Source organism: Bacillus sp. EB600, assembly GCF_024494385.1.
In the GTDB taxonomy this organism is placed as follows: domain Bacteria; phylum Bacillota; class Bacilli; order Bacillales; family Cytobacillaceae; genus JAEVLT01.
Map to the genome: position 1 here is coordinate 48030 of NZ_JAEVLT010000025.1, position 20440 is coordinate 68469.

The 20440-nt window shown below is 37.3% G+C and carries 18 protein-coding genes and 1 other RNA gene; 5 read left to right on the forward strand and 14 right to left on the reverse strand.

From position 1 onward, the window contains the following. Nucleotides 1-232 precede the first annotated feature (232 nt). From JN080_RS20380 to JN080_RS20410, 7 genes are all read right to left on the reverse strand, one after another. Nucleotides 233-355, reverse strand: coding sequence for a hypothetical protein (locus JN080_RS20380; protein ID WP_256237813.1), 123 nt, complete (start codon nucleotides 353-355; stop codon nucleotides 233-235). 12 nt (nucleotides 356-367) lie between these two features. Further along, on the reverse strand, nucleotides 368-2782 hold the full coding sequence (locus JN080_RS20385) for a heavy metal translocating P-type ATPase (protein ID WP_256237814.1): 2415 nt from the start codon (nucleotides 2780-2782) through the stop codon (nucleotides 368-370). An 81-nt stretch (nucleotides 2783-2863) separates the two neighbouring features. Then, nucleotides 2864-3070: a copper chaperone CopZ gene (gene copZ / locus JN080_RS20390; RefSeq protein WP_256237815.1), complete on the reverse strand. Its 207-nt coding sequence runs from the start codon at nucleotides 3068-3070 to the stop codon at nucleotides 2864-2866. Between the two features lie 24 nt (nucleotides 3071-3094). Beyond that, complete coding sequence (locus JN080_RS20395; protein WP_256237816.1) at nucleotides 3095-3442, reverse strand: metal-sensitive transcriptional regulator; 348 nt, start codon at nucleotides 3440-3442, stop codon at nucleotides 3095-3097. Nucleotides 3443-3720: 278 nt separating this feature from the next. Next, complete coding sequence (locus tag JN080_RS20400) at nucleotides 3721-3903, reverse strand: hypothetical protein (RefSeq protein ID WP_256237817.1); 183 nt, start codon at nucleotides 3901-3903, stop codon at nucleotides 3721-3723. 103 nt (nucleotides 3904-4006) lie between these two features. After that, the gene (locus tag JN080_RS20405) at nucleotides 4007-5383 is read right to left on the reverse strand and encodes a 4Fe-4S binding protein (RefSeq protein WP_256237818.1); all 1377 of its coding nucleotides are present in this window, start codon (nucleotides 5381-5383) and stop codon (nucleotides 4007-4009) included. Then, nucleotides 5367-5729, reverse strand: a complete 363-nt coding sequence (locus JN080_RS20410) for a hypothetical protein (RefSeq protein ID WP_256237819.1) — start codon at nucleotides 5727-5729, stop codon at nucleotides 5367-5369. The genes JN080_RS20405 and JN080_RS20410 overlap by 17 nt, the downstream gene beginning before the upstream one ends. Nucleotides 5730-6018: 289 nt before the next feature. Here JN080_RS20410 and JN080_RS20415 point away from each other — a divergent pair, with 289 nt between their 5' ends. After that, nucleotides 6019-6699: a response regulator transcription factor gene (locus tag JN080_RS20415; protein WP_256237820.1), complete on the forward strand. Its 681-nt coding sequence runs from the start codon at nucleotides 6019-6021 to the stop codon at nucleotides 6697-6699. 64 nt (nucleotides 6700-6763) lie between these two features. On the opposite strand, the gene JN080_RS20420 is transcribed toward JN080_RS20415, so the two are convergent. From JN080_RS20420 to JN080_RS20430, 3 genes are all read right to left on the reverse strand, one after another. Continuing rightward, nucleotides 6764-7693, reverse strand: a complete 930-nt coding sequence (locus JN080_RS20420) for a F510_1955 family glycosylhydrolase (protein ID WP_256237821.1) — start codon at nucleotides 7691-7693, stop codon at nucleotides 6764-6766. Between the two features lie 89 nt (nucleotides 7694-7782). Further along, the gene (locus JN080_RS20425) at nucleotides 7783-7926 is read right to left on the reverse strand and encodes a FeoB-associated Cys-rich membrane protein (RefSeq protein ID WP_256237822.1); all 144 of its coding nucleotides are present in this window, start codon (nucleotides 7924-7926) and stop codon (nucleotides 7783-7785) included. Nucleotides 7927-7929: 3 nt separating this feature from the next. Next, on the reverse strand, nucleotides 7930-8085 hold the full coding sequence (locus JN080_RS20430; RefSeq protein ID WP_256237823.1) for a hypothetical protein: 156 nt from the start codon (nucleotides 8083-8085) through the stop codon (nucleotides 7930-7932). Nucleotides 8086-8287: 202 nt separating this feature from the next. On the opposite strand from JN080_RS20430, the gene JN080_RS20435 reads away from it, so the two are divergent. Further along, nucleotides 8288-9646, forward strand: a complete 1359-nt coding sequence (locus JN080_RS20435; RefSeq protein WP_256237824.1) for a sensor histidine kinase — start codon at nucleotides 8288-8290, stop codon at nucleotides 9644-9646. Nucleotides 9647-9823: 177 nt separating this feature from the next. After that, on the forward strand, nucleotides 9824-11266 hold the full coding sequence (locus JN080_RS20440) for a multicopper oxidase domain-containing protein (RefSeq protein ID WP_256237825.1): 1443 nt from the start codon (nucleotides 9824-9826) through the stop codon (nucleotides 11264-11266). A 135-nt stretch (nucleotides 11267-11401) separates the two neighbouring features. Here the strand turns inward: JN080_RS20440 and yfkAB are convergent, their stop codons facing one another. Together yfkAB and recQ are read right to left on the reverse strand one after the other, a co-directional pair. Next, nucleotides 11402-12520 carry a radical SAM/CxCxxxxC motif protein YfkAB gene (yfkAB, locus tag JN080_RS20445; protein WP_256237826.1) on the reverse strand — a complete coding sequence of 373 codons (1119 nt, stop codon included), beginning with the start codon at nucleotides 12518-12520 and terminating at the stop codon, nucleotides 11402-11404. Nucleotides 12521-12572: 52 nt separating this feature from the next. Continuing rightward, nucleotides 12573-14714 (reverse strand): DNA helicase RecQ, encoded by a 2142-nt coding sequence (recQ, locus tag JN080_RS20450; RefSeq protein ID WP_256237827.1) that lies wholly within the window; start codon nucleotides 14712-14714, stop codon nucleotides 12573-12575. A 248-nt stretch (nucleotides 14715-14962) separates the two neighbouring features. On the opposite strand from recQ, the gene ssrS reads away from it, so the two are divergent. Continuing rightward, nucleotides 14963-15157: non-coding RNA, 6S RNA (gene ssrS, locus JN080_RS20455), on the forward strand. A gap of 124 nt (nucleotides 15158-15281) precedes the next feature. Further along, complete coding sequence (locus tag JN080_RS20460) at nucleotides 15282-16244, forward strand: D-2-hydroxyacid dehydrogenase (RefSeq protein WP_256237828.1); 963 nt, start codon at nucleotides 15282-15284, stop codon at nucleotides 16242-16244. 54 nt (nucleotides 16245-16298) lie between these two features. Here JN080_RS20460 and JN080_RS20465 read toward each other — a convergent pair whose 3' ends face one another. Together JN080_RS20465 and corA are read right to left on the reverse strand one after the other, a co-directional pair. Then, nucleotides 16299-19058: a dynamin family protein gene (locus JN080_RS20465; protein ID WP_256237829.1), complete on the reverse strand. Its 2760-nt coding sequence runs from the start codon at nucleotides 19056-19058 to the stop codon at nucleotides 16299-16301. Between the two features lie 174 nt (nucleotides 19059-19232). Beyond that, nucleotides 19233-20183 (reverse strand): magnesium/cobalt transporter CorA, encoded by a 951-nt coding sequence (gene corA / locus JN080_RS20470; RefSeq protein ID WP_256237830.1) that lies wholly within the window; start codon nucleotides 20181-20183, stop codon nucleotides 19233-19235. Between the last annotated feature and the right edge of the window lie 257 nt (nucleotides 20184-20440).

The following is a 20440-nucleotide window of genomic DNA, read 5'->3' on the forward strand; positions in this document are numbered from 1 at the left end:
ACTGCCTATTGTAATCAAGGCTGCAAATATTAAAACAATGGAAGCAAGAATCATCCTTAGAATAAAAACTATGGACATTTGATGAAATAAAAAGAAGAATATAACAAAAGCCAGGAAAATAATATATAAGATATATTTAAATATTTGGAATGCTGAAATGAAGGTCATACGTAAAAAAAGATGCTTGGAATACCTTGCCCAGCATCTTTTTCTATATAATATTACTATATTCTTATTTCATTTCCATTTGGTGAGAGGGATTGGCATTTGGTCCCTCAATTGCTGCGTAAATTCCATAACCCGTCATCACTATTAATAAGTAGACAAAAGCAACGATTGCCCATTTTTTCCACACTTTCGTTCACTCCTACAAATTTACTTTTTGCAAGCGTAATGCATTGAGAACAACAGATACAGAACTAAACGCCATTGCTGCTCCCGCAAGCCATGGTGCCAGGAAACCTAATGCAGAGATTGGGATGCCAATCGAGTTGTAAGCAAGGGCCCAGAAAAGATTTTGTTTAATATTACGAATCGTTTTTTTACTCATAAAAATGGCATCAGCGATACTAGTTAAATCCCCACGAATAAGTGTAATATCGGCTGCCTCCATGGCAACATCAGTACCCGTCCCAATTGCCATTCCAATATCTGCTATTGCAAGGGCAGGGGCATCATTAATTCCATCCCCAACCATGGCTACCTTTTTGCCTTGTTCCTGTAATTTCTTAATTTCATCTGCTTTTCCTTCTGGAAGGACCTCAGCAATTACATGGTCAATACCGACTTGGGCAGCAATGGCTTTTGCCGTCTGCTGATTATCTCCTGTAATCATAATTACTTCAAGTCCCATATCTTTCAGGCGGCTAATTGCCGTCTTTGACGTTTCTTTAATGGTATCGGCCACAGCAACAATACCGGCAAACTTACCATTTATAGCTGCAAGCATTGCTGTTTTTCCTGCACCTTCAAGTTCCTGCATCTGATCCATTACAGAATCGACCGCTATGTTATATTTACTCATTAATTTTCTTGTTCCAACTAATACTTCATTTCCTTCAACAAGCGCTTTAATGCCGAAACCGGGAATAGCTTCAAATTCTGCAGTATTCTTTAATGAAATTCCTCTCTCTTTCACTCCTTGGACAATCGCTTGTGCAAGAGGGTGCTCTGATTGTTTTTCGGCTGAACCCACCAATGCCAAAAGCTTTTCTTCCGATTGTGATTGAGAAGTAAAAACATCTGTTAACACAGGAGTTCCATTTGTAACAGTTCCAGTTTTATCTAGAACGACCGCTGAGATCTTATGGGTCATTTCCAAGTGCTCGCCGCCCTTGAACAAAATGCCATATTCTGCTGCCCTGCCTGAACCTGCCATAATCGAGGTTGGTGTTGCCAAGCCCAATGCACATGGGCATGCGATTACAAGAACAGCAATCATTTTCTCTAATGCTCCTGCAAATTCACCAGGGTCAATCACAAAATACCAAAGGATAAACGTGATAACGGCAAGCGCCACAACAATGGGTACAAACACTCCGGAAATTTGATCAGCCAGTCGCTGAATCGGTGCTTTTGATCCCTGTGCCTCCTCGACGACTTTAATAATTTGAGCAAGAGCTGTATCCCGGCCCACCTTAGTTGCTTCCACTTTTAAGAAGCCATTTTTATTGATGGTTGCACCAATAACATCATCGCCGACATTCTTATCAATTGGAACACTCTCACCTGTCAGCATCGACTCATCAATCGCGGAAAAGCCTTCAATAATTTTTCCGTCTACGGGAATTTTTTCTCCCGGTTTGATATGGAGAATATCCCCAACAATAACCTCTTCGATTTGGATTTCCTGTTCAACACCTGCCCTTTCAACAATGGCAGTTTTAGCTTGAAGGCCCATCAACTTTTTGATAGCTTCGGAAGAGCGGCCTTTTGCTTTTGCTTCAAAAAGCTTTCCTAAGATGATTAACGTTATTAAAATTGAACTGGTTTCAAAGTAAAGCTCAACTGTATGTGCGTTTTCACCGAGAGACATAAATGAAAGATAAACACTGTAAAAGTAAGCTGCTGAAGTACCTAATACAACTAGGACATCCATATTGGCACTTTTATTCTTTAATGCTTTATAGGCACCAACATAAAACTGCTTTCCTATGAAAAACTGTACCGGTGTTGCTAAAGCTAGCTGCACCCAGGGATTCATAAACATTTTCGGAACCCAAATAAAAGAAGTAAATGAAAAATGACCAACCATTGCCCAAAGTAACGGAAAGGATAGAATAACAGAGAAGATAAATTTACCGGTTTGTTTTTCAATTTCAATTTGGCGATGATCAACAGCATCTTTGGATTCTTCTTTAATAGCTGCACCGTAGCCTAGACTTTCAACTTTTTTAATAATGTCGCTCGGCGCTAAGACAGTTCCGTTATATTGGACGCTTGCTTGTTCAAGTGCTAAATTGACATTCGCCTTCATGACCCCGTCTAATTTATTCAAACCCTTTTCAATTCTGGCTGAACAACTAGCACATGTCATACCAGTTATGTCAAACTCTGCTTTTTCAGTGACAACATCATATCCCAAGTCTTGAATTTTTTTTTGAATATCGATAACATTTATTTTTGCAGGATCGAACTTAATAGCTCCTTTTTCTAAAGCGAGATTAACATTTGCAGTCTCAACGCCTTCTAATTTATTAAGACCTTTTTCAATTCTGGCTGCGCATGCGGCACATGTCATTCCAGATATTTGCAAATTGGTTTCTTTCAAACTTTGACTCATGAAAACCAACTCCCTATACCCCACATAGGTATATTTTATTTTTGAAAGAACGTGCTAGAAGCTAGCACGTCTTTTAAAGTTTTATTTTACATCGTAGCCTTGGTCATCTATTGTTTCTTTAATTTTGTCTAATGTTACCTCTTGTTCATTATACTCAACATCGACTTTTGCTCCCTTTAAATCAACCTTTACTGAGCTGATGCCGTTTAGAGCACCAACACTTCCTTCTACCGCTTTCACACAATGCCCGCAAGACATTCCTTGAACGTTTAATGTTACCTTTGCCATTATAAATCTCCTCCTATTTTTAATTTATTTTTTCATAAGCCTTTGGATGGTTGTCAGCAGCTCATCAACAACTTCATGATCTCCTTCTTGAATCCGTTCAACCACACAGCTTTTTAAATGACCTTCTAAAAGAATTTTGGCAACGCTGTTTAATGCTGCTTGAGTTGCTGCAATTTGCGTGATGACATCATCACAATACGTATCTTTTTCGATCAGACCTTTTATTCCTCGGATTTGCCCTTCAACACGATTTAATCTTGTAATAAGATTCTTTTTCGTACTTTCTGAATGGTGGCTTTTTCGCTCCGACGTGATTGTATCGCAATGATTATCACATGGAGGATTAGGGTTTGACGATTCTTGATTATGCATCAAACATCCCTCCTTCACACCAATTAAACCATACCCCCCCATCCTATGTAAAGCCTATATTATTAATTTTTCACGTGATTCCTTCCATACTTCACAAATTATTCAAATATCGAATTACCAACATCAACTAGCATGTTTGCGATGGTCAAATACAAGGACTTTCAATCAAATTATCACCCTGGCTCTAATGGGAATAATAAACGAGAATAACGAATAAAAGCTGAAGGAGCTACTGGTCTCTTTGGAGCTTATTTTATAATTCATTAAAGAAAAGAAAATTATTTATTATCGCTCTTCTTCATATTTTTCATTTGTTCATTAGTCATATTCATTTTTTTACCATCTGATTGTTGTGTTTGTTTGTCACTCATTTTTTTATCACTACTTTGAGAATTTGAACATCCAACAACCACGGCTAATAATAAAGAGGCCATTAGGCCTAACAAAATTTTTTTATTCATTAAAATAACCCCCGCTGACAAAAGGAACAGTTGTATGAAGAGAATATAGCCGAAAAGTTTGCAGAAATTATGCATTTTATTAAGTTCAAAAACATCTTTGAATTTAAACCCTGTGCATCATTGGCATCGAGAACAGATAAATATTTGCCACTGCAAGCAATACCATTAAAGTATAGTAAGGCACTAATGCTTTAAATGAACCTTTATTCCCAATTCGGTAAGCAGTATAGATGGAACCAATTGTTCCAATGACGATAATGATATACTGGAGCATTTGTACAGTTGAAGCAGGTGCGAAAGCAAGATCACCTCTTGTGACGTTAACACCAAATAATACTGCTGAGTTATACCAGATTGCTTTTCCTTCGGTGATAATATGAAATAAGTTATGGGCAAGGTGTCCTGCTAAATCCAACGGAATAATCGCATAACCGAAACGAATAAAGTTTTGCTTAACCTTCTCAACAGATCCGCCTGTTAAAGTAGCAATTTTCGCGGTTGCAAATAAAAGTCCGACTGGTATAGCCATTGAAATAATGAAGGTAATAGTAAAGTTAACATTGTAATTATCGGTTCCTGTAATCGAACCAATTGCTTTTAAGATATCTTGCCAAATAGCTACCATGGTAATATTTTGCACAAACACAATTCCCATGATAACAGCCGCTAAAACGGTGTGTTCGACTTTTGGCTTTTTAATTCCCCATAATTCAGAGGTAGGCACCCGCGGTGAAATCCTAATTGAATCATTTGGACAGTTCTTCACACAATTTCCGCAAAGGTTGCAATCAGCTGATGAACCCAATGTTCGCACAAATTGGAACATTGGACAGCCTTCTGCTTTTTCGGTCCCTTTAAAACAAGATTGTGCTTTGCAGGTTTTACAAACTTCCGGTGTTCCACGAAGCTCTAGAGAACCTGAACGAGAATAGTTTCCTGACAATCCCCCTAGGAAACATAAATTCTTACAAAATGTTCTTCTTTCATAAAAGATCGATGTGCCGACTACCATTGTTACAAGTAGAAGCAGCAAGTATCCTGATCCTCTTGGATTTTCAACTACCCCCCAAATATGGTCACTATAAGTAATCGCAATAAAGAAAAGGTCAATCATCCAAAGTCCATATTTTCTGATAAACTTAGGTGCAGGTCTTTCACTGCCAATTGTTTTCCGGATAATATCACTTACCTTACCAAATGGACAGATTGCACACCAGAACCGGCCAATTAGAACGAAAAAGAGTGGGATTAGCGGCCACCATAATACCCAGGTTAGCGAAGTTCCCACGTTTCGAGAGGGATCAACAGTTCCTGCAACTAATTCATATACAATACCGAAAAAAACAATTAAAACAATCCATTGAAAAAGACCTGGATACCATCTGCTCTGGATAAACTTTTTAATGATTGGAATCGATAATAAATTGATCGCTTTTTTTTCTTCCAGTTTATGAGTAAGTTTATTATTTGGAATTGCCATCCAAACCATCCTTCCTTCTAAACCATTTATTCCAAACGCCAATGATAATAAAAGAAAGGTTTACAGCCCCATAGGTTCCTAAAACCTTTACATTAGGCGGTGTTTCTTTAATCGGTTGTTCTCCCATGTCCATGCCAGCCATATTACCATCCTGATTCGAGCCACTCATATCCATGTTTTTGTCTTTACCGCTCATATCCATGCCTTGCATGCTATTAGTAGAATTTCCGCTTCCATTTAGGCTTGAGGTGGACGGCATTTTCATATCTCCTCCATGAGCCATCGCCATTCCTCCACCTGCTAGAACAAAAACTAGTAAAGCTAAAACTACTATTTTAACCTTCAAAACATTCACCTCATTCCCAATATGTTTAAATTAATTTTGTTAGTTAACCTATGTAATACAATAATAGAAAAGTGTGCAGAAACTTTGATTTTTTTTTGTACAAAATTTGTCTTTTATATTTGGAAAGTAAATGGGCGGAAAATAAGAACGAACGATACTCTGTTTATGATACTATTTAAAACCCTTTCAATCGCCTTAATTTTCTAAATGGTAAATTTGTCTTACTGCAAAGAATCTACATTTTTTTCTGTTACTATGTTGGTAGACACTTTTCAAATGGAGGGTAAAAATGAAGACAATCTTACTAGTAGACGATGAAACCCTAATGCTTGATCTTTTGAGTCTATATTTATCTCCTTACGGGTATAAATGCTTAAAATCAAAATCCGGTATGGAAGCCTTACAACTTCTATGTATAGAGAAAGCTGACCTTGTCATTCTTGATGTGATGATGCCTGAAATGGATGGATGGACAACTTGCAAAAAAATACGGGAAGTTTCAGATGTTCCAATCATAATGCTTACCGCTCGAAGTGAAACAGTTGACGTGATCAAGGGTTTAAAGTACGGTGCCGATGATTATGTGACAAAACCTTTTCACGAGCCAGAATTATTAGCAAGAATTGAGGCTTTGTTAAGACGAACAAGCACTTCCAAAGATCAAAAGCTTTTTTTTAAAGGACTTGAATGGGATGAAGATTCTGTTGAACTAAAATACGAGTATCAAATCATTCCCATTACACCAAAGGAATTTGCATTAATTGGTTTGTTTTTAAAAAATCCTCACAGAGTGTATTCACGAGATCATTTACTGTCTCTTATTTGGGGAGATCATTCTCATATAGATGATCGAACAATCGATTCTCATATCAGGAATTTACGAGAAAAGCTGCGATCTGCGGGATTCCCAGTTGACAACCATCTTTTTACTGTATGGGGGGTTGGCTATAAATGGATATCTGACAACTAATATCTCTCATTAAAACAAAAAAGCAGTGAAGCTCATTGGTGAATTCACTGCTTTTAGACAACGTTTAATTTAAAACTCCAGATGAAATTATTTTATCCCAATTCTTACCTCCATCCTTCGTTTCATACAAGGATGTATTAAAAGTTGATACGGCAATTTGTTGATCATCCTTTTGATTTACCGAAATAGACGAAGCAGCATCTTTGCCTAAGTCTAATCCCACTCCTTCCCAAGATTGACCGTTATCCTTGGTGATCATTAGCCCGGATAACATGTTACTCATGGAATATCCAATAATATCTTTTCCATTTGGCATCACGGTCATAGCAGTAATTAGACGGGTATCATCAAACATTTTCCAGTTTTCTCCCCCATCTTTCGAAATCATTACTCCATTTTCAGTTCCCGCAAGCAAAGTGTCTTTATTATCCGGCAGTACAAGCAGTGAATATACTTTCATTAAATCATCAGGTAGTCCTTTTGGTTCAATCTTAACCCATTTTTTTCCGCCATCAGAGCTTTGGTATATTCCGGCTCCATATTGCCCAGTACCCATTTGATTTAGCCCATATATTAGGTTAGGATCTTGATGATAGGAAGTTAGCACATGAAAATCAATTTTACCAACATACTCAACTTTTTCCCAATGAAGACCGTGGTCTTTGCTTATTAACACACCAATTGGATTCGGATACTCGGAATTTTTGCCTGGATGCCCACTCGTCATCATTGTGCCATCTGACCTCATATTAAAACCCATTAAATCATCATTCGATGCTCCTACTTTATTCCATGTTTTCCCTTCATCCTTTGTGGAAAGCAATCCCTCATGGTTTGCTACATAGGTAGTACCATCATTTGAAATCCCCACGCCATGGATATCCATCAATTTTGTTCCACTTTTTACAGAAGAAAGTTTAGCATCGTTATTGGAACGGCAAGCAGCCAGTACTAAACTCAAAGAAAGTACAGATAAGATTACTCCTTTTTTCATCCAAGTCACCTCTATATGTTTTTATATCTTTAGAAACAAACAAATAATACTTATGTGAGTAATCTAACAAATTAACTGCTTATTTATCTCTAGTGACACTTGCAATCTTCTCCACTGCAAGAACAATCGGAAGAACAAGAAGGACATTTACCTTGTTTTGATTTTTGAATGTTTTTATATAGCATCCACCCTGCAAATGAAAAAATGATAATTCCAATTATCCAGTTAAACATCTTCTATTCCCCTTTGTAGATAATCGATGTTATGCTCTTTAAAACTTTAAAGAAAGATTCTTCCATAAATTTCAATTGATGTTTTCCCTCTGATTGTTGAAGAGTTCTTTCTCTTTCCATTTGTCGAATTGTATGCTTCATCAAATGTTCGTAATTCATGAAATTCCTCCTTTGTTGTCGCTATAATGAGTTTATAAATTAAATGTGCAGAAAGTAACAATTTTTTGTAACAACTTTATTAATAGTTCGCTAATGTACGCAACAAAATGTTTTCTACTCAAATCCTTAACATTTTCTGCAATGTTTCTCGACATTTATTTAATAAAATAATTGTCAAGTCAACAATACAAGAGGTGCAACCATGAAAATTTCCATTAAGTTAGGTCTATGGCTCTTTTTCTGCATATTATTTATTGAAACTTTCTCAATGATTTTTTTACACGACCATCTAGTTCATTCACAAATTGATCAGGAATTACAATCACTCTTGGCAAGGGGGAATAGTCACCGGGATGTTCTGGAGATCAGTGCTGACCCAGGAACTCTCCATCATATCGGTTTAATGGAATCCCATACAGATACAATGATTGTCATTACGGATACAAAAGGCAAAATTATTCTATCTTCGAGCAAGATTGATAAAAGTATGCAAGATATACTAAAAAAGCCAATCCATTCACTTCATGAAAATGGACAAATAGTGCAATCTGATTGGAAAAATGAAAAATATATTTCTACAGTCACAAAGATTAAAAAAAGTGGTAAGACAACCGGATATGTCTATATGTTCAAAAAAACGGATGAGATTCAAAAGTTAATTTCCCAATTAAACGGGCATTTTCTATTAGCCTTTTTATTGGTTCTTTTCGTTATGTTCATTACTATTTTTGTATTATCTAAGGCTTTAACAAAGCCTCTATTGTCAATGCTGGAGGCAACAAAGAAATTAAGCAAAGGGGACTTTTCAGTATCTCTCCCTGCTCCATCTAACGACGAATTAGGAGAACTTTCAAAGTCCATTCAAACACTTGCCATGGACTTAAATTATTTAAAACAAGAAAGAAATGAATTTTTAGCAAGTGTATCCCATGAATTGCGTACTCCATTAACCTATATTCAGGGGTACTCAGATATTGCAAGGAGAAAGGAATTGAACGAAGATAATCGAATTCAGTACTTGGATATTATCCATGAAGAATCAATACGTGTCAGTCAATTATTAAAAGAATTGTTTGAACTTGCAAAACTGGATCAAAATGCTTTTTCCATTAAAAAGGAAGTAGTTGACTTTTGTGCTTTTTTAAATTCCATTTATGAAAAAGTTTTGCCTGCCTTTAACCATAAGGGCATACAGCTAAAATTAGTCTGCCACAACAGTTTATCTACTGAGATAGATCCTGCCAGATTTGAGCAAGTTATTTTCAACTTATTAGATAATTGTCTTAAATTCTCACATGAAGGTACTACTACCTATTTGAGAGCAATTGAAACGAATGGAAAGATACAAATCACTGTTAAGGACCAGGGCAGTGGGATCCCACAAGAGGACTTGCCTTATGTTTTTGACCGGTTATATCGTGTAGAAAAGTCACGAGCAAGGTCAACAGGTGGATTTGGCTTAGGACTCGCGATTGTTAAACAATTGGTCGAAGCACATGGTGGGGAAATTTCCGTGGAAAGTAAGGTCGGAAGTGGAACATGCTTTAAGATTATTTTATAGCAAAGAGCAACTTAGTTGGACAGTAACAAAAAATTTTTTACAAATAAAACTTTAGTTAAAATCTATTTCCCTCCCCATAAATCAAACTTAAAAAATGTGTAAAAATCCATATTTTCTGCACATTTTTTTACTATTGTAAACTTATTAACTTAATTAAATATTTTTGGGAGGAAAACGATGAAGAGAAAGTTATTTGTCATTCCGGTCATTTTGATGATCGTGTCCGTTTTTTTAGCTGCATGTTCAAGTAATCAAAATACAACCACGACCCAAAGTAAACCAAGCACCAATAAAAATACTGCATCGAACTATTTCACTTTAGAGGCCAAAGAAACCAAAATAAAATATAACAACAAATTGGTGGAAACAGCGATGACCTACAACGGAAGTGTGCCTGGTCAAGAAATTCGGGTTAAGGAAAGCCAAAAGGTGACCATTCATTTCAAAAATTCATTAAAAGAAGCAACAACACTGCATCTTCATGGATTAACAGATGTTAATAAAATGGATGGTGTCCCGGGTGTCACACAAAAACCAATCAAGTCGGGAAAAAGTTTTGATTACACATTTACCGCGCCAAAGCCAGGGACTTATTGGTTTCATTCTCATCTAAATGAAGCTACTCAAATTGGCAATGGATTATATGGTGTTTTGATTGTGGAACCCAAAAATGGTGAAAAAGTTAATGTAGATAAAGCTGTTACCATAAACGAACGTTCATCCATGGGTTCAATGGATGGCATGGGTAATATGGATATGAGTAATAAGAATATGGGAGGTACGGATTCTTCTCACACAAATGCTTCAAATCATTCCGATATAATGATGAGTATGTATGACACGCCAATCATTAATGGAAAAGCTGCACCTAGCATTCAGCCAATTACAGTAAAAAAAGGCGATAATGTTAAATTGAGATTTGTCAATTCCGGATTATTTACGCAAAATATTCAAATCCCAGCTCATGAATTTAAGATAACGGGTTATGACGGTGAAAGTGTTAATAAACCAACTTTAATCAGCAATCAATTAATACAAATTGCCCCTGGAGAACGTTATGATGTTGAATTCAAGGCCAATCAACCAGGTAATTGGGGAATTAAGATATACGCAGACAACAATACAAACTTAAAAGCCGTTATCCCTATAACCTATAAAGGATATGACAATCAAAAGGTTAAAACGGAAGGAACGATAAACAAATACTTTGATTTTTCAACTTACGGAGAAAATAGTAAAACGACAGTTCAATCTCCAACAAAAGAATTTCAAATGATTTTAAGCTCGAATGATGGTGGGAATACATTTACCATCAATAGCAAAAAAATGCCTGATCCGGAAGTGTATAGTGTAAATAAGGGTGACGTTGTTAGATTTACGATCAAAAATGAAACAAATGTAGACCATCCAATGCATCTACACGGACATCATTTCCAAGTATTATCAAGAAATGGAGTACCGTTTACTGGTTCTGAAGTAATAAAGGATACATTAAATGTCAAACCAAACGAAACATATGAAATACAATTCGTTGCAGATAACCCAGGCACTTGGTTGTTCCACTGCCATGAACTTCATCATGCTGAAAGCGGAATGGTAAGTTTAGTAAAATACAATTAACAGAAAAAAGAGGTTCAAATTAATCAATTTGAACCTCTTTTTTGTTTCATTCCCCTTATTAATTGATAATCACTTTTTTAGGATATTTTGGAGAAGGATATGCGTTCTATCAAGGCCCGCTGCTAGGAATTACTTTCACTTCGAAATTTTCGCCTTCATATTAGTAAAGTCTTTATTTTGATAATAACTATTTTTTACTAATAAGTTAGGTCCCAGACAGGCAACACCCGGACAATGGCAGCTTATTTCTGTTGCGGCCTTTGTGTTATTCCAGATTTCATACGCCTCTCCCAGTCTGGTAGTTTGTATATTTCCCAGTGTAGGGATATCGCCAAAGTCTGTCACAATAATATCCCCTGTAAAAATATTAACATTCAACCGGGAACGTCCATCAGGATCATTCCGAACCGTTACATTTCTGCTCTTGTACAACCGCTCTAATAGCTTCAAATCCTCTTGATTAGTGCTGCAGGCATAAAACGGCAGTGTTCCAAACAGCATCCAAACATTTTCATCACGTATATCTAATAAGTGGTGAATTGCCCCTCTGATCTCGTCCAAGGAAAGTGCTTCTAAATTGCTTGCGAAATCGCTCGGGTACATCGGATGTACCTCATGTCTTTGGCAAAGCATATCATTGACGATTTCCCGATGAATTTTTTCCAGATATGGCAGTGTCCGTTTGTTCAACATCGTTTCGGCTGAAACCATGACACCCGCCTTTACAAGCGCCCTGCTATTATCTATCATTCTCTCAAAATATTTTATCCGTTGATGATATTCTGGCTGCCGCTCCATACGCGCGAAGCCGGCAGTCGCAAAATCATCGACTGTTCCCCAGTTGTGGGAAATATGTAAAACATCCAAATAGGGAATGATTGATTCATAGCGGTCAAGATCAATCGTTAAATTAGAATTGATTTGCGTCCGAACACCACGTTCATGCGCATATTTTAAAATAGGTATTACATAATTTTTTACAGAGGTTAAGGAGAGCATTGGCTCACCGCCTGTTATACTTACTGCCCGGAGAGACGGGATTTCCTCTAACCTCTTTATGATCAGATCCAATGGTAATGCTTCAGGATCCTTCGCTTGAAGCGTGTATCCTACGGCACAATGCTCGCAGCGCATATTACAAAGGGTGGTTGTTGTAAATTCAACATTACTTAGTTTCATTTCACCGTACTGTTCTATATCCATATAGGCTTCCCATGGATCATATAACGGACTGATTTTTTTTAAGGTCTCCATTCTTTACTCCTTTATAGCTAGATCGTTTAATTATATTCGTTCCTACTTCTAATTAAACCTGCGAATCGGCTGCTTTTTCTTTGATATACAGTAAATAAGCTTTAATCATAAAATAACTAACCTCATTAGGAAGCAGTTCCTTAATTGGCTTCAACCTTTCCCGTCCAGCCTCTTTAACTGCCTTTTCTAAAAGTAGAAAAAAATCTTCAGGAATTAGTTTTGAAAAATCAACAGCCCATTTTTGTTGGGCACACAAAAGCAGATGATTTTCAATCGTACTCACAGCCAGCTCCCGCTTTGAAGCAATTTCATTTACAGTAAGACCAGCCTGATGCAGGCTAAGCGTCTCTAAATGGGAATTCCCCTCGGCTTTCTTCGATACTTTTTTCGGTGCCTCCTCCGTTACTAACTCGCTTTGATAGTCGGGGTTCGTCTCACAAAACGCATGAATGGCCGTCATAAACTCATTCCCATATTTCTGAAGCTTATGTTCGCCAACACCGCTGACCTGTAAAAATTCTTCGCTTGTTTTAGGAAGCTTTGCACACATATCCTTTAAGGCTGAATCTGAAAAAATAACAAAAGGCGGAACTTTTTCAGCCTCGGCAATCCTTTTTCTTACTGCCCTCAAGCTTTCAAACAGCGGATCATCCTTGGAAACCTGCTTAACCTCGACTGTTTCCTTTCTATTTACTGCCCGATTTCCTAAAAGAACGTCTTTCCCATTGGCTGCAACATACAGAGTTGGATAGGTCCCATGCTTAACCCCAATCAGTTCTTGTGATATTAAAAACTCTATAAAGTCACTGACATCTTTTGCACTCTTTTCCTTCATAATTCCATATGTTGTCAGCTTATTAAAGCCTAATTCAGCAACTTTTTTATTTTTCGAACCAGTTAATACTTGAGCAATAAGTGATTTTCCAAACCGCTGCTCCATCCGGATCATACACGACATGACCATTTGGGCTTCCTTTGTTACATCAATACTAGTTCTTGAGTCAATACAATTACCACACCTGCCGCAAGGCTCTGTTTCTGTTTCACCGAAATAGTGCAAAATAAATTCCTGCAGACAGTTTTCCGTATGGCAGTAATCGACCATTTGCTGCAGCTTTTCTAATTCCTGCTTCATTCGATCCCGTTCACTTGATTGATCAATCAAAAAACGCTGAATCTGTACATCCTGGGAAGAATAAAGCAGGATACATTCACTTTCCAATCCGTCTCTCCCGGCACGCCCTGCCTCTTGGTAGTAGCTTTCCATATTTTTAGTCAGTTGAAAATGAACAACATAGCGGATATTGGACTTATCAATCCCCATTCCAAAAGCAGATGTCGCTACCATCACTGTTGCCTTATCCTCCAAAAAACGCTCCTGCTCACGGTTCCTTTCCGTATCATTCATCCCGGCGTGATAGCGGGCAACATTTATTTTGGCTTTGCGCAGCCTTTCATAAAGCTGATCAACTGTTTTTCTGGTCGCAGCATAAATAATCCCTGCTTCTTTCTCATTTTTTTTTAAATAATCCTTTAAAAAGAGAAGCCGATCTTGACCTTTAATAACTGAAAATGAAAGATTTTTACGTTCAAAGCCTGTAATGATGGTATTTTCTTCATTAATGGCAAGCGAGAGGCAAATGTCCGCGCGTACCTTTGGAGTGGCCGTAGCCGTAAGAGCCAAGACGGTCGGCCGATTAGGAAGACTATCGACTAATTTTTGAATATGCCGGTAGCTGGGACGGAAGTCGTGTCCCCATTGTGATATACAATGAGCTTCGTCAACCGCAACAAGCGGAATTTCCATCCTTTTTAAGTTCTCAATGAATTCATAGGATTCCAATCTTTCCGGGGCTATGTATAAAAGTTTGTATTTCCCCTGAATCGAATCCTGCATTCGTTGATTGGCTTCGCCTATAGTTATCGAGCTATTTATAAATGCAGCCGGGACTCCAACTTGTTTAAGTGCATCAACCTGATCCTTCATTAACGAAATTAAAGGAGAGATTACAATCGTTGTTCCCTGCAGAACAAGTGCGGGTATTTGATAACAGATCGATTTCCCGCCCCCCGTCGGCATAACACAGATTGTATTTTTCCCTTCTAAAACGCATTGAATTGCCTGCTCCTGCCCCTTACGGAAGGATGAATACCCAAAATGTGATTGTAAAATTTGTTGTGCTCGATCCAACAAAACATTTGCTCCTTTCTATTGCTACTTCTAATGATTCAACAATTAATTACGTTATTTTATAAGTAAATTCCCCAAAGTGACTGTTTTTCTTTTCTTATTATAGCACTGTTGGCTTAGCTAAATGGCAATTGTAAAGGAGGGCAACTATCCATTGTATTTGCACCCTTATCAAAAGGATAAAATTAGAAATTCATTTTTTGTCTTCTTTTAACATTGAATAACTCAACTATTTGTAGTAATATAATATCCATAAGCTGCGTTGTTCGTAATCATAATAAAGTTTTAACCTTTAAGCTGTAATAGGGAGTTTTAATTGAAACAGGAATGACAAGCCTCTGTCTAAACGACATGGAGGACATGCAGGAGAGTTTCTGCGAACACCCACTTTGAGGAGTGGTGGTTTAAAACTTTCTTATATTATCTACGGCAAATGCGGCTTCTTACCTGAATGATTAAAAACCAGTTCCTCTTGGGACTGGTTTTTTTTATACAGTAAATAGTTAAACTATTCTTTCATTTCCGTTATGATTACATATGAAGCCATTCATATGATTGGAGGGAGTATTTTTGAAGAAAAGAAAATTGGTCATCACCCATACTGTTGAGCAGGAACATATTAAGCAAATTAAAGCGATCATTCCTGATTGGGACGTAATTTCTGGAAAGGACAAAGAAATCTGGGAGAGCCACTTAAAGGATGCTGAAGTGATTGCCGGCTGGAGAAAAAGTGCCGAGAAAGAATGTCTCCAAAACGACTCAAATCTTAAATGGCTGCAAACATGGAGTGCCGGCGTTAATTCCTTACCACTTGAAGTATTAGAATCAAAAAACATTCTGTTAACCAGTGCAAACGGCGTCCACACTTTTCCTATTTCCGAAACAATCTTTGCCTTAATGCTTTCATTAACCCGAAAAATCCATACATATGTACAAAATCAACAAACAAAAACATGGGAGCATGCCAATTTAAAAAGTGAAATTCACCAAAAGACAATTGGAATTATCGGGGTTGGGGCGATTGGAAAAGAAACCGCCAGAATAGCCAAGGCGTTTGGAATGACCGTGTTGGGTGTCCGCCGTTCTGGAAAGCCCGAAGACTTTGTTGATCAAATGTATACTACCGATCAATTGAGCATCCTTTTGCCGCAATGCGATTACGTAGTTATTACTCTTCCATTAACAAAAGAGACATTCCATTTATTTGGTAAAGAGCAATTTAATCTAATGAAGCCCTCCTCCTTTTTCATCAATATTGGCCGCGGTGAAATTGTAATAGAGAATGACTTAATTGCAGCATTACACAACCAGACAATTGCCGGAGCTGGGTTGGACGTTTTTGAAAAAGAACCTTTAAGCGAGGATAGTCCGTTGTGGGATATGGAGAATGTTATTATTACCCCACATACTGCCGGAGCTACAGAACATTATAATCAGCGGGTAATCGAGAATATCTTCATCCCCAATCTAAAAAATTACGTTGCTGACAAGACACCAGCAATCAATCTAGTTACTTATTCCAAAGGATATTAGGAGTAAAATAGAAAAAAGGAAGATGTCGACATAGCATGACAGCTTCCTTTTTTTCTATTTGTAAATAGGAGTTACTCCTTTTCCGGAAACAGTCATCCATTCAAATTGACGCAGTTTCACTTCAAACAATGTTAACGGATCACGGTACAACTCTGGATTCGTATTCATTTTCCGGAGCCCTTCTTGGTTTGTTTGGATTTCCGACCGTGCATCTTCAACAGCTTGCTTTAGCTCGCTTATCGGTTCTCTAAAAAACATCGTTATATCCCGCTCCAGCGATTTTTCAAATAGCTCAAATTGTTGAAAAAACTGTTTGATTACGAGCGAGGATGGCTCTGAATAATCTTCCGTTTCAATGAATGCTTTATATTTGTTATAGAGCATTGCCTTATTTTGTGTTAGCGCACCAAATAATTTCCCTGCACTTTTTAATAAAAGCTGTGCAGGAGTCCGGCGAAGAAGGATATTAACATTTTCCAATTGAAATCTGCTTGTCATCCTATCCATATCCCGCCGCCAATCATTAAGTACTCTAAAGTCGCAATCAAGTTTAATGCGTTCCTCACCGTACAATGTATTAAATCCCTCAGCCATCTCATCCAAAAATGTTTGCCCCTGTTCAAACTCCTCCTTGGATTGGGCAATCCACCCCTCAAGGGACTGAAAATAGGACGGTCGAACCGTATTATCCAAGTAATCTTGTAATCTCCTATTCATCTCATCATTCAGATCTAGATGAATATTACTAAAGTTACTATCTTCTTTAACTAAATTGGCGCATTCCTTCAGCAGCTTCGGTATAGATGCGGAGATTTTCGTTTGCATTGACTCCTTAATTGAACGGTAAGACCGCATAATCGCCTTTGTTTTTTGTGTCTCTAAATCACTCAACTGATGTAATGCCCCATTTAATTTCATCACAAGCTCTTCATTCCATTGAACGGACTCAATCATTTGATTTTCAACGTCGATCCGCTTTTGCAAAAGCATGTTGATCGTAGAACGTATAAAGTAAAGGAGTTTTGTTAATCGTTTATCTTCTCTATCATTCGCATTTTTGATTGAGTTTATAAATTCCCTCAAGTCATTTAGCTGCTGGCTCCGGTCGTAATGGGATGAGAATGCAAATATTTTTGCATTCGGCAAATAGGAATTAATGGTTGCCCTTGTTTCCTCAAAAGCCCTTATTGCTTCATTCTCATCACTAATTGTGTCCATCTTATTTAGTAAAAAGTGCATTGGGACCTCTGGTGCTTGAGTATGCAGGTACGTAAGAAGCGTTTGTTCCTTATCTGTGAAAGGTGCGCTTGCATCTAGCACAAAAAGAATCGTGTCGGCAATCGTTAAATACTTAAGCACTTCGTCCTGTTCATATTGATTTCCACTTAAACCTGGGGTATCCATGAATACAAGCTGGTTGTCATGTAAAAATCTGTTTGGCTCTTTATACTCAAGAATTGACTCTAAAGCGTTTCTGCGCCGTTCCAATCTCTCTTGAAAATCGGAAATACTAGAGAGTCCAACGATTTCCCTATCTGTTATTTCATCCATTTTCAGCTCTTCATTGTCTTTAAACACTACTAAAGACGATGTTGGCACTTCTAGCAGGATGTCCTCACCAAGAACAAAATTAACAAAAGATGATTTTCCACTTCCACTATGTCCAGCAATGAAAAGATAATCAGTTTTTAAATGAAGCAGCTGTTCAGCCATCCATTTTAATCTTAAATTAGCTCCCATGTCGTGGAAACCAGCCCATTCCATAATCGAATCAAATAGATGAAGGCATTCATCGAATTCATTTACATTCTTTTTTGAATGGCTGAAAAGATTTTCTGCATCACTGATGGTAGATGATGGAATACTTGCTGGGAAAAGCTCACTCCAAGCCAAGACAGCCGTTGAAGCCAAGACAGCCTGTGTGGAATCTGTAATCCTTACCCAATTTGTTAAAAGGCTTGGGATAAGACTTTCAAGCTGTTTTATCAAATACTTTCCATCAATTAAAGCAAAATACGTATCTTTAATCATTTTTGAAAGTTCCTGCCAGGAATCATTCCGACTCAGCTCTAGACCTGATAGCAATTGATTCAATTCCCGCAGCCATGAAAAATAAGTGTTCTCCAGCTTGTAGCTGTTCCAAATGGATAACACAAGACCCTCGAACCTAGCATGGTCAAATCGATACAGAACCGTTAAGGCTTCGGTAAAATAATTTGGCGCCAACATTTTCGTTACGCCCTTATCAACATAGGTTTTAAGAATATCAAACCATTGTACTGACTCTGTACGGACCCCTTCATTTACCGCCAATTCAATTGCATTGGCAAAGTCCCGATGTTCTTCAAAAAAAGCACGGGCTAGCTCGGTTACATCTGGGTAATCTGGATTTGCAGCAATTGTTTTTTTGATTATCATGACAGCCGAATCAGCTTTCCCTCGTTCAATGTACAAAGAAAATAGCTGTAAGGCCACCTCGGTTTTTAAGGTAAGATTATCGGTTGTAATTGATTTATAAATATCTTCTGCTGTTGGAAGCAATCCAAGTGCATAGTAGGCATCCCCCATATTTTTCTTTGCCCACGGTTCAAGCTCATTCGTGATATTTTCCCATTTAAAAATGGCTGACTCAAAATCCTTATTTTGAAAGTATACTTCACCCTGTGCAAACCTTATATACGATGATTCAGGCACATCCTTTTGCTGTTCCTCCTGAAGAAGTTCACCGAGCACCCGAATCGGATGAACCTCTTCATGTTCATTAATGAACATTTCGTAATATGCCTTTTTTATAAGCTGATTGTCTAAGTCCATTCCATTCCCCTCCAATAGCAAGCTCCTCTGTCATTCATATGGAAAATAAGCACAATTATTCCATATACTATTCGTAGAATCATTCCAGTATAAGTCTCAATTATATGATTTTAACAAACCATTCTTTTAAAGACATTTCAGTTGTATTTCAATTTAAAGACAAACTGAAATTTATTACTTATTCAGTAGCCATCCCTTACGATAAAACCAAACACTCATACCAATTGCAATCAGTCCCATGAACACTAGAACAATAAAGTATCCATACCTCCAATGCAACTCCGGCATATTCTCAAAATTCATCCCGTATACTCCAACAATAAAGGTAAGCGGCATAAAAATCGTTGTAAAAACAGTTAGTGTCATCATAATAGAATTCATCTTATACGACTGAACGGACATAAAATTCTCCCTCATGTCTGCTGTAATTTCTTGAGTGCCATTCAGCATATCAGTAAGTTTCATTAAATGGTCATAAATATCGGCAAAGTAATGTTGATACTGCCCTGTTTCTTGGATTCGCCCCGAATTCGTTATCCTGTATAATAAATCTCTCATTGGAATAATTGTTTTTCTTAAGCGAATCAGGTCCGCTCGGATATCATAAACTTCATCAATGACTTTTCGGCTTCTTGCTTCGTTCTCTTCAAAAGCAGTAAGTTTATCCTCTATTTGATGCATAATCGGAAAATAATTGTCGACAAGTTCATCAATAATTGTATGTAGGATGAACAGCGGACCCATTTGTTTCATGTTCTTTAGCCCAATAACTTTTCCGATTATTTCTTTAAATACCGGCTCATTCTGCAAATGAAAAGAAACAACATAATTTTCTCCAACAAAGACGTCTATTTCTTCACACTTTAGGGAGCTTTCATTAAGAGAATGCAAGACAAAGAACAGGACATTATCATAAAAGCTCATATTTGGCCTTTGAATAAAATGTAGACAATCTTCAATGGCTAATGGATGAAAATGAAAAAAATCAGTTAGTAAGCGGATCTCTTGTTCTGTCGGTTGATCCAAGTCAACCCAGAAAAATTTATAATCAGGGGAGTTTAGTTGGTTGATTTCAACACCTTGTTTTAAGGTATTATCTTGTGTTAGAGCAAAAGTATGGATCATTATCTGTACCCCTCTTTCAGGAGAAAGCCTTTTTAAGCTTTTTAAATAAGTCTTTTCCTAATAATAACAAAAATTAACCCTCACAAAAAGAAAATTGAATCCAATAATTGGAGACCTTTTATTCAACTCTTTGAAAATGTATACTATTTTTAAAGAACTAAAGGCGATAGGGATTTTAAATAACTAGATTAAAATGTACGGAGAAAATAATGGGAGCATAACCAAAAGCGCCGAGAAATTATTTATTCATAAAAACA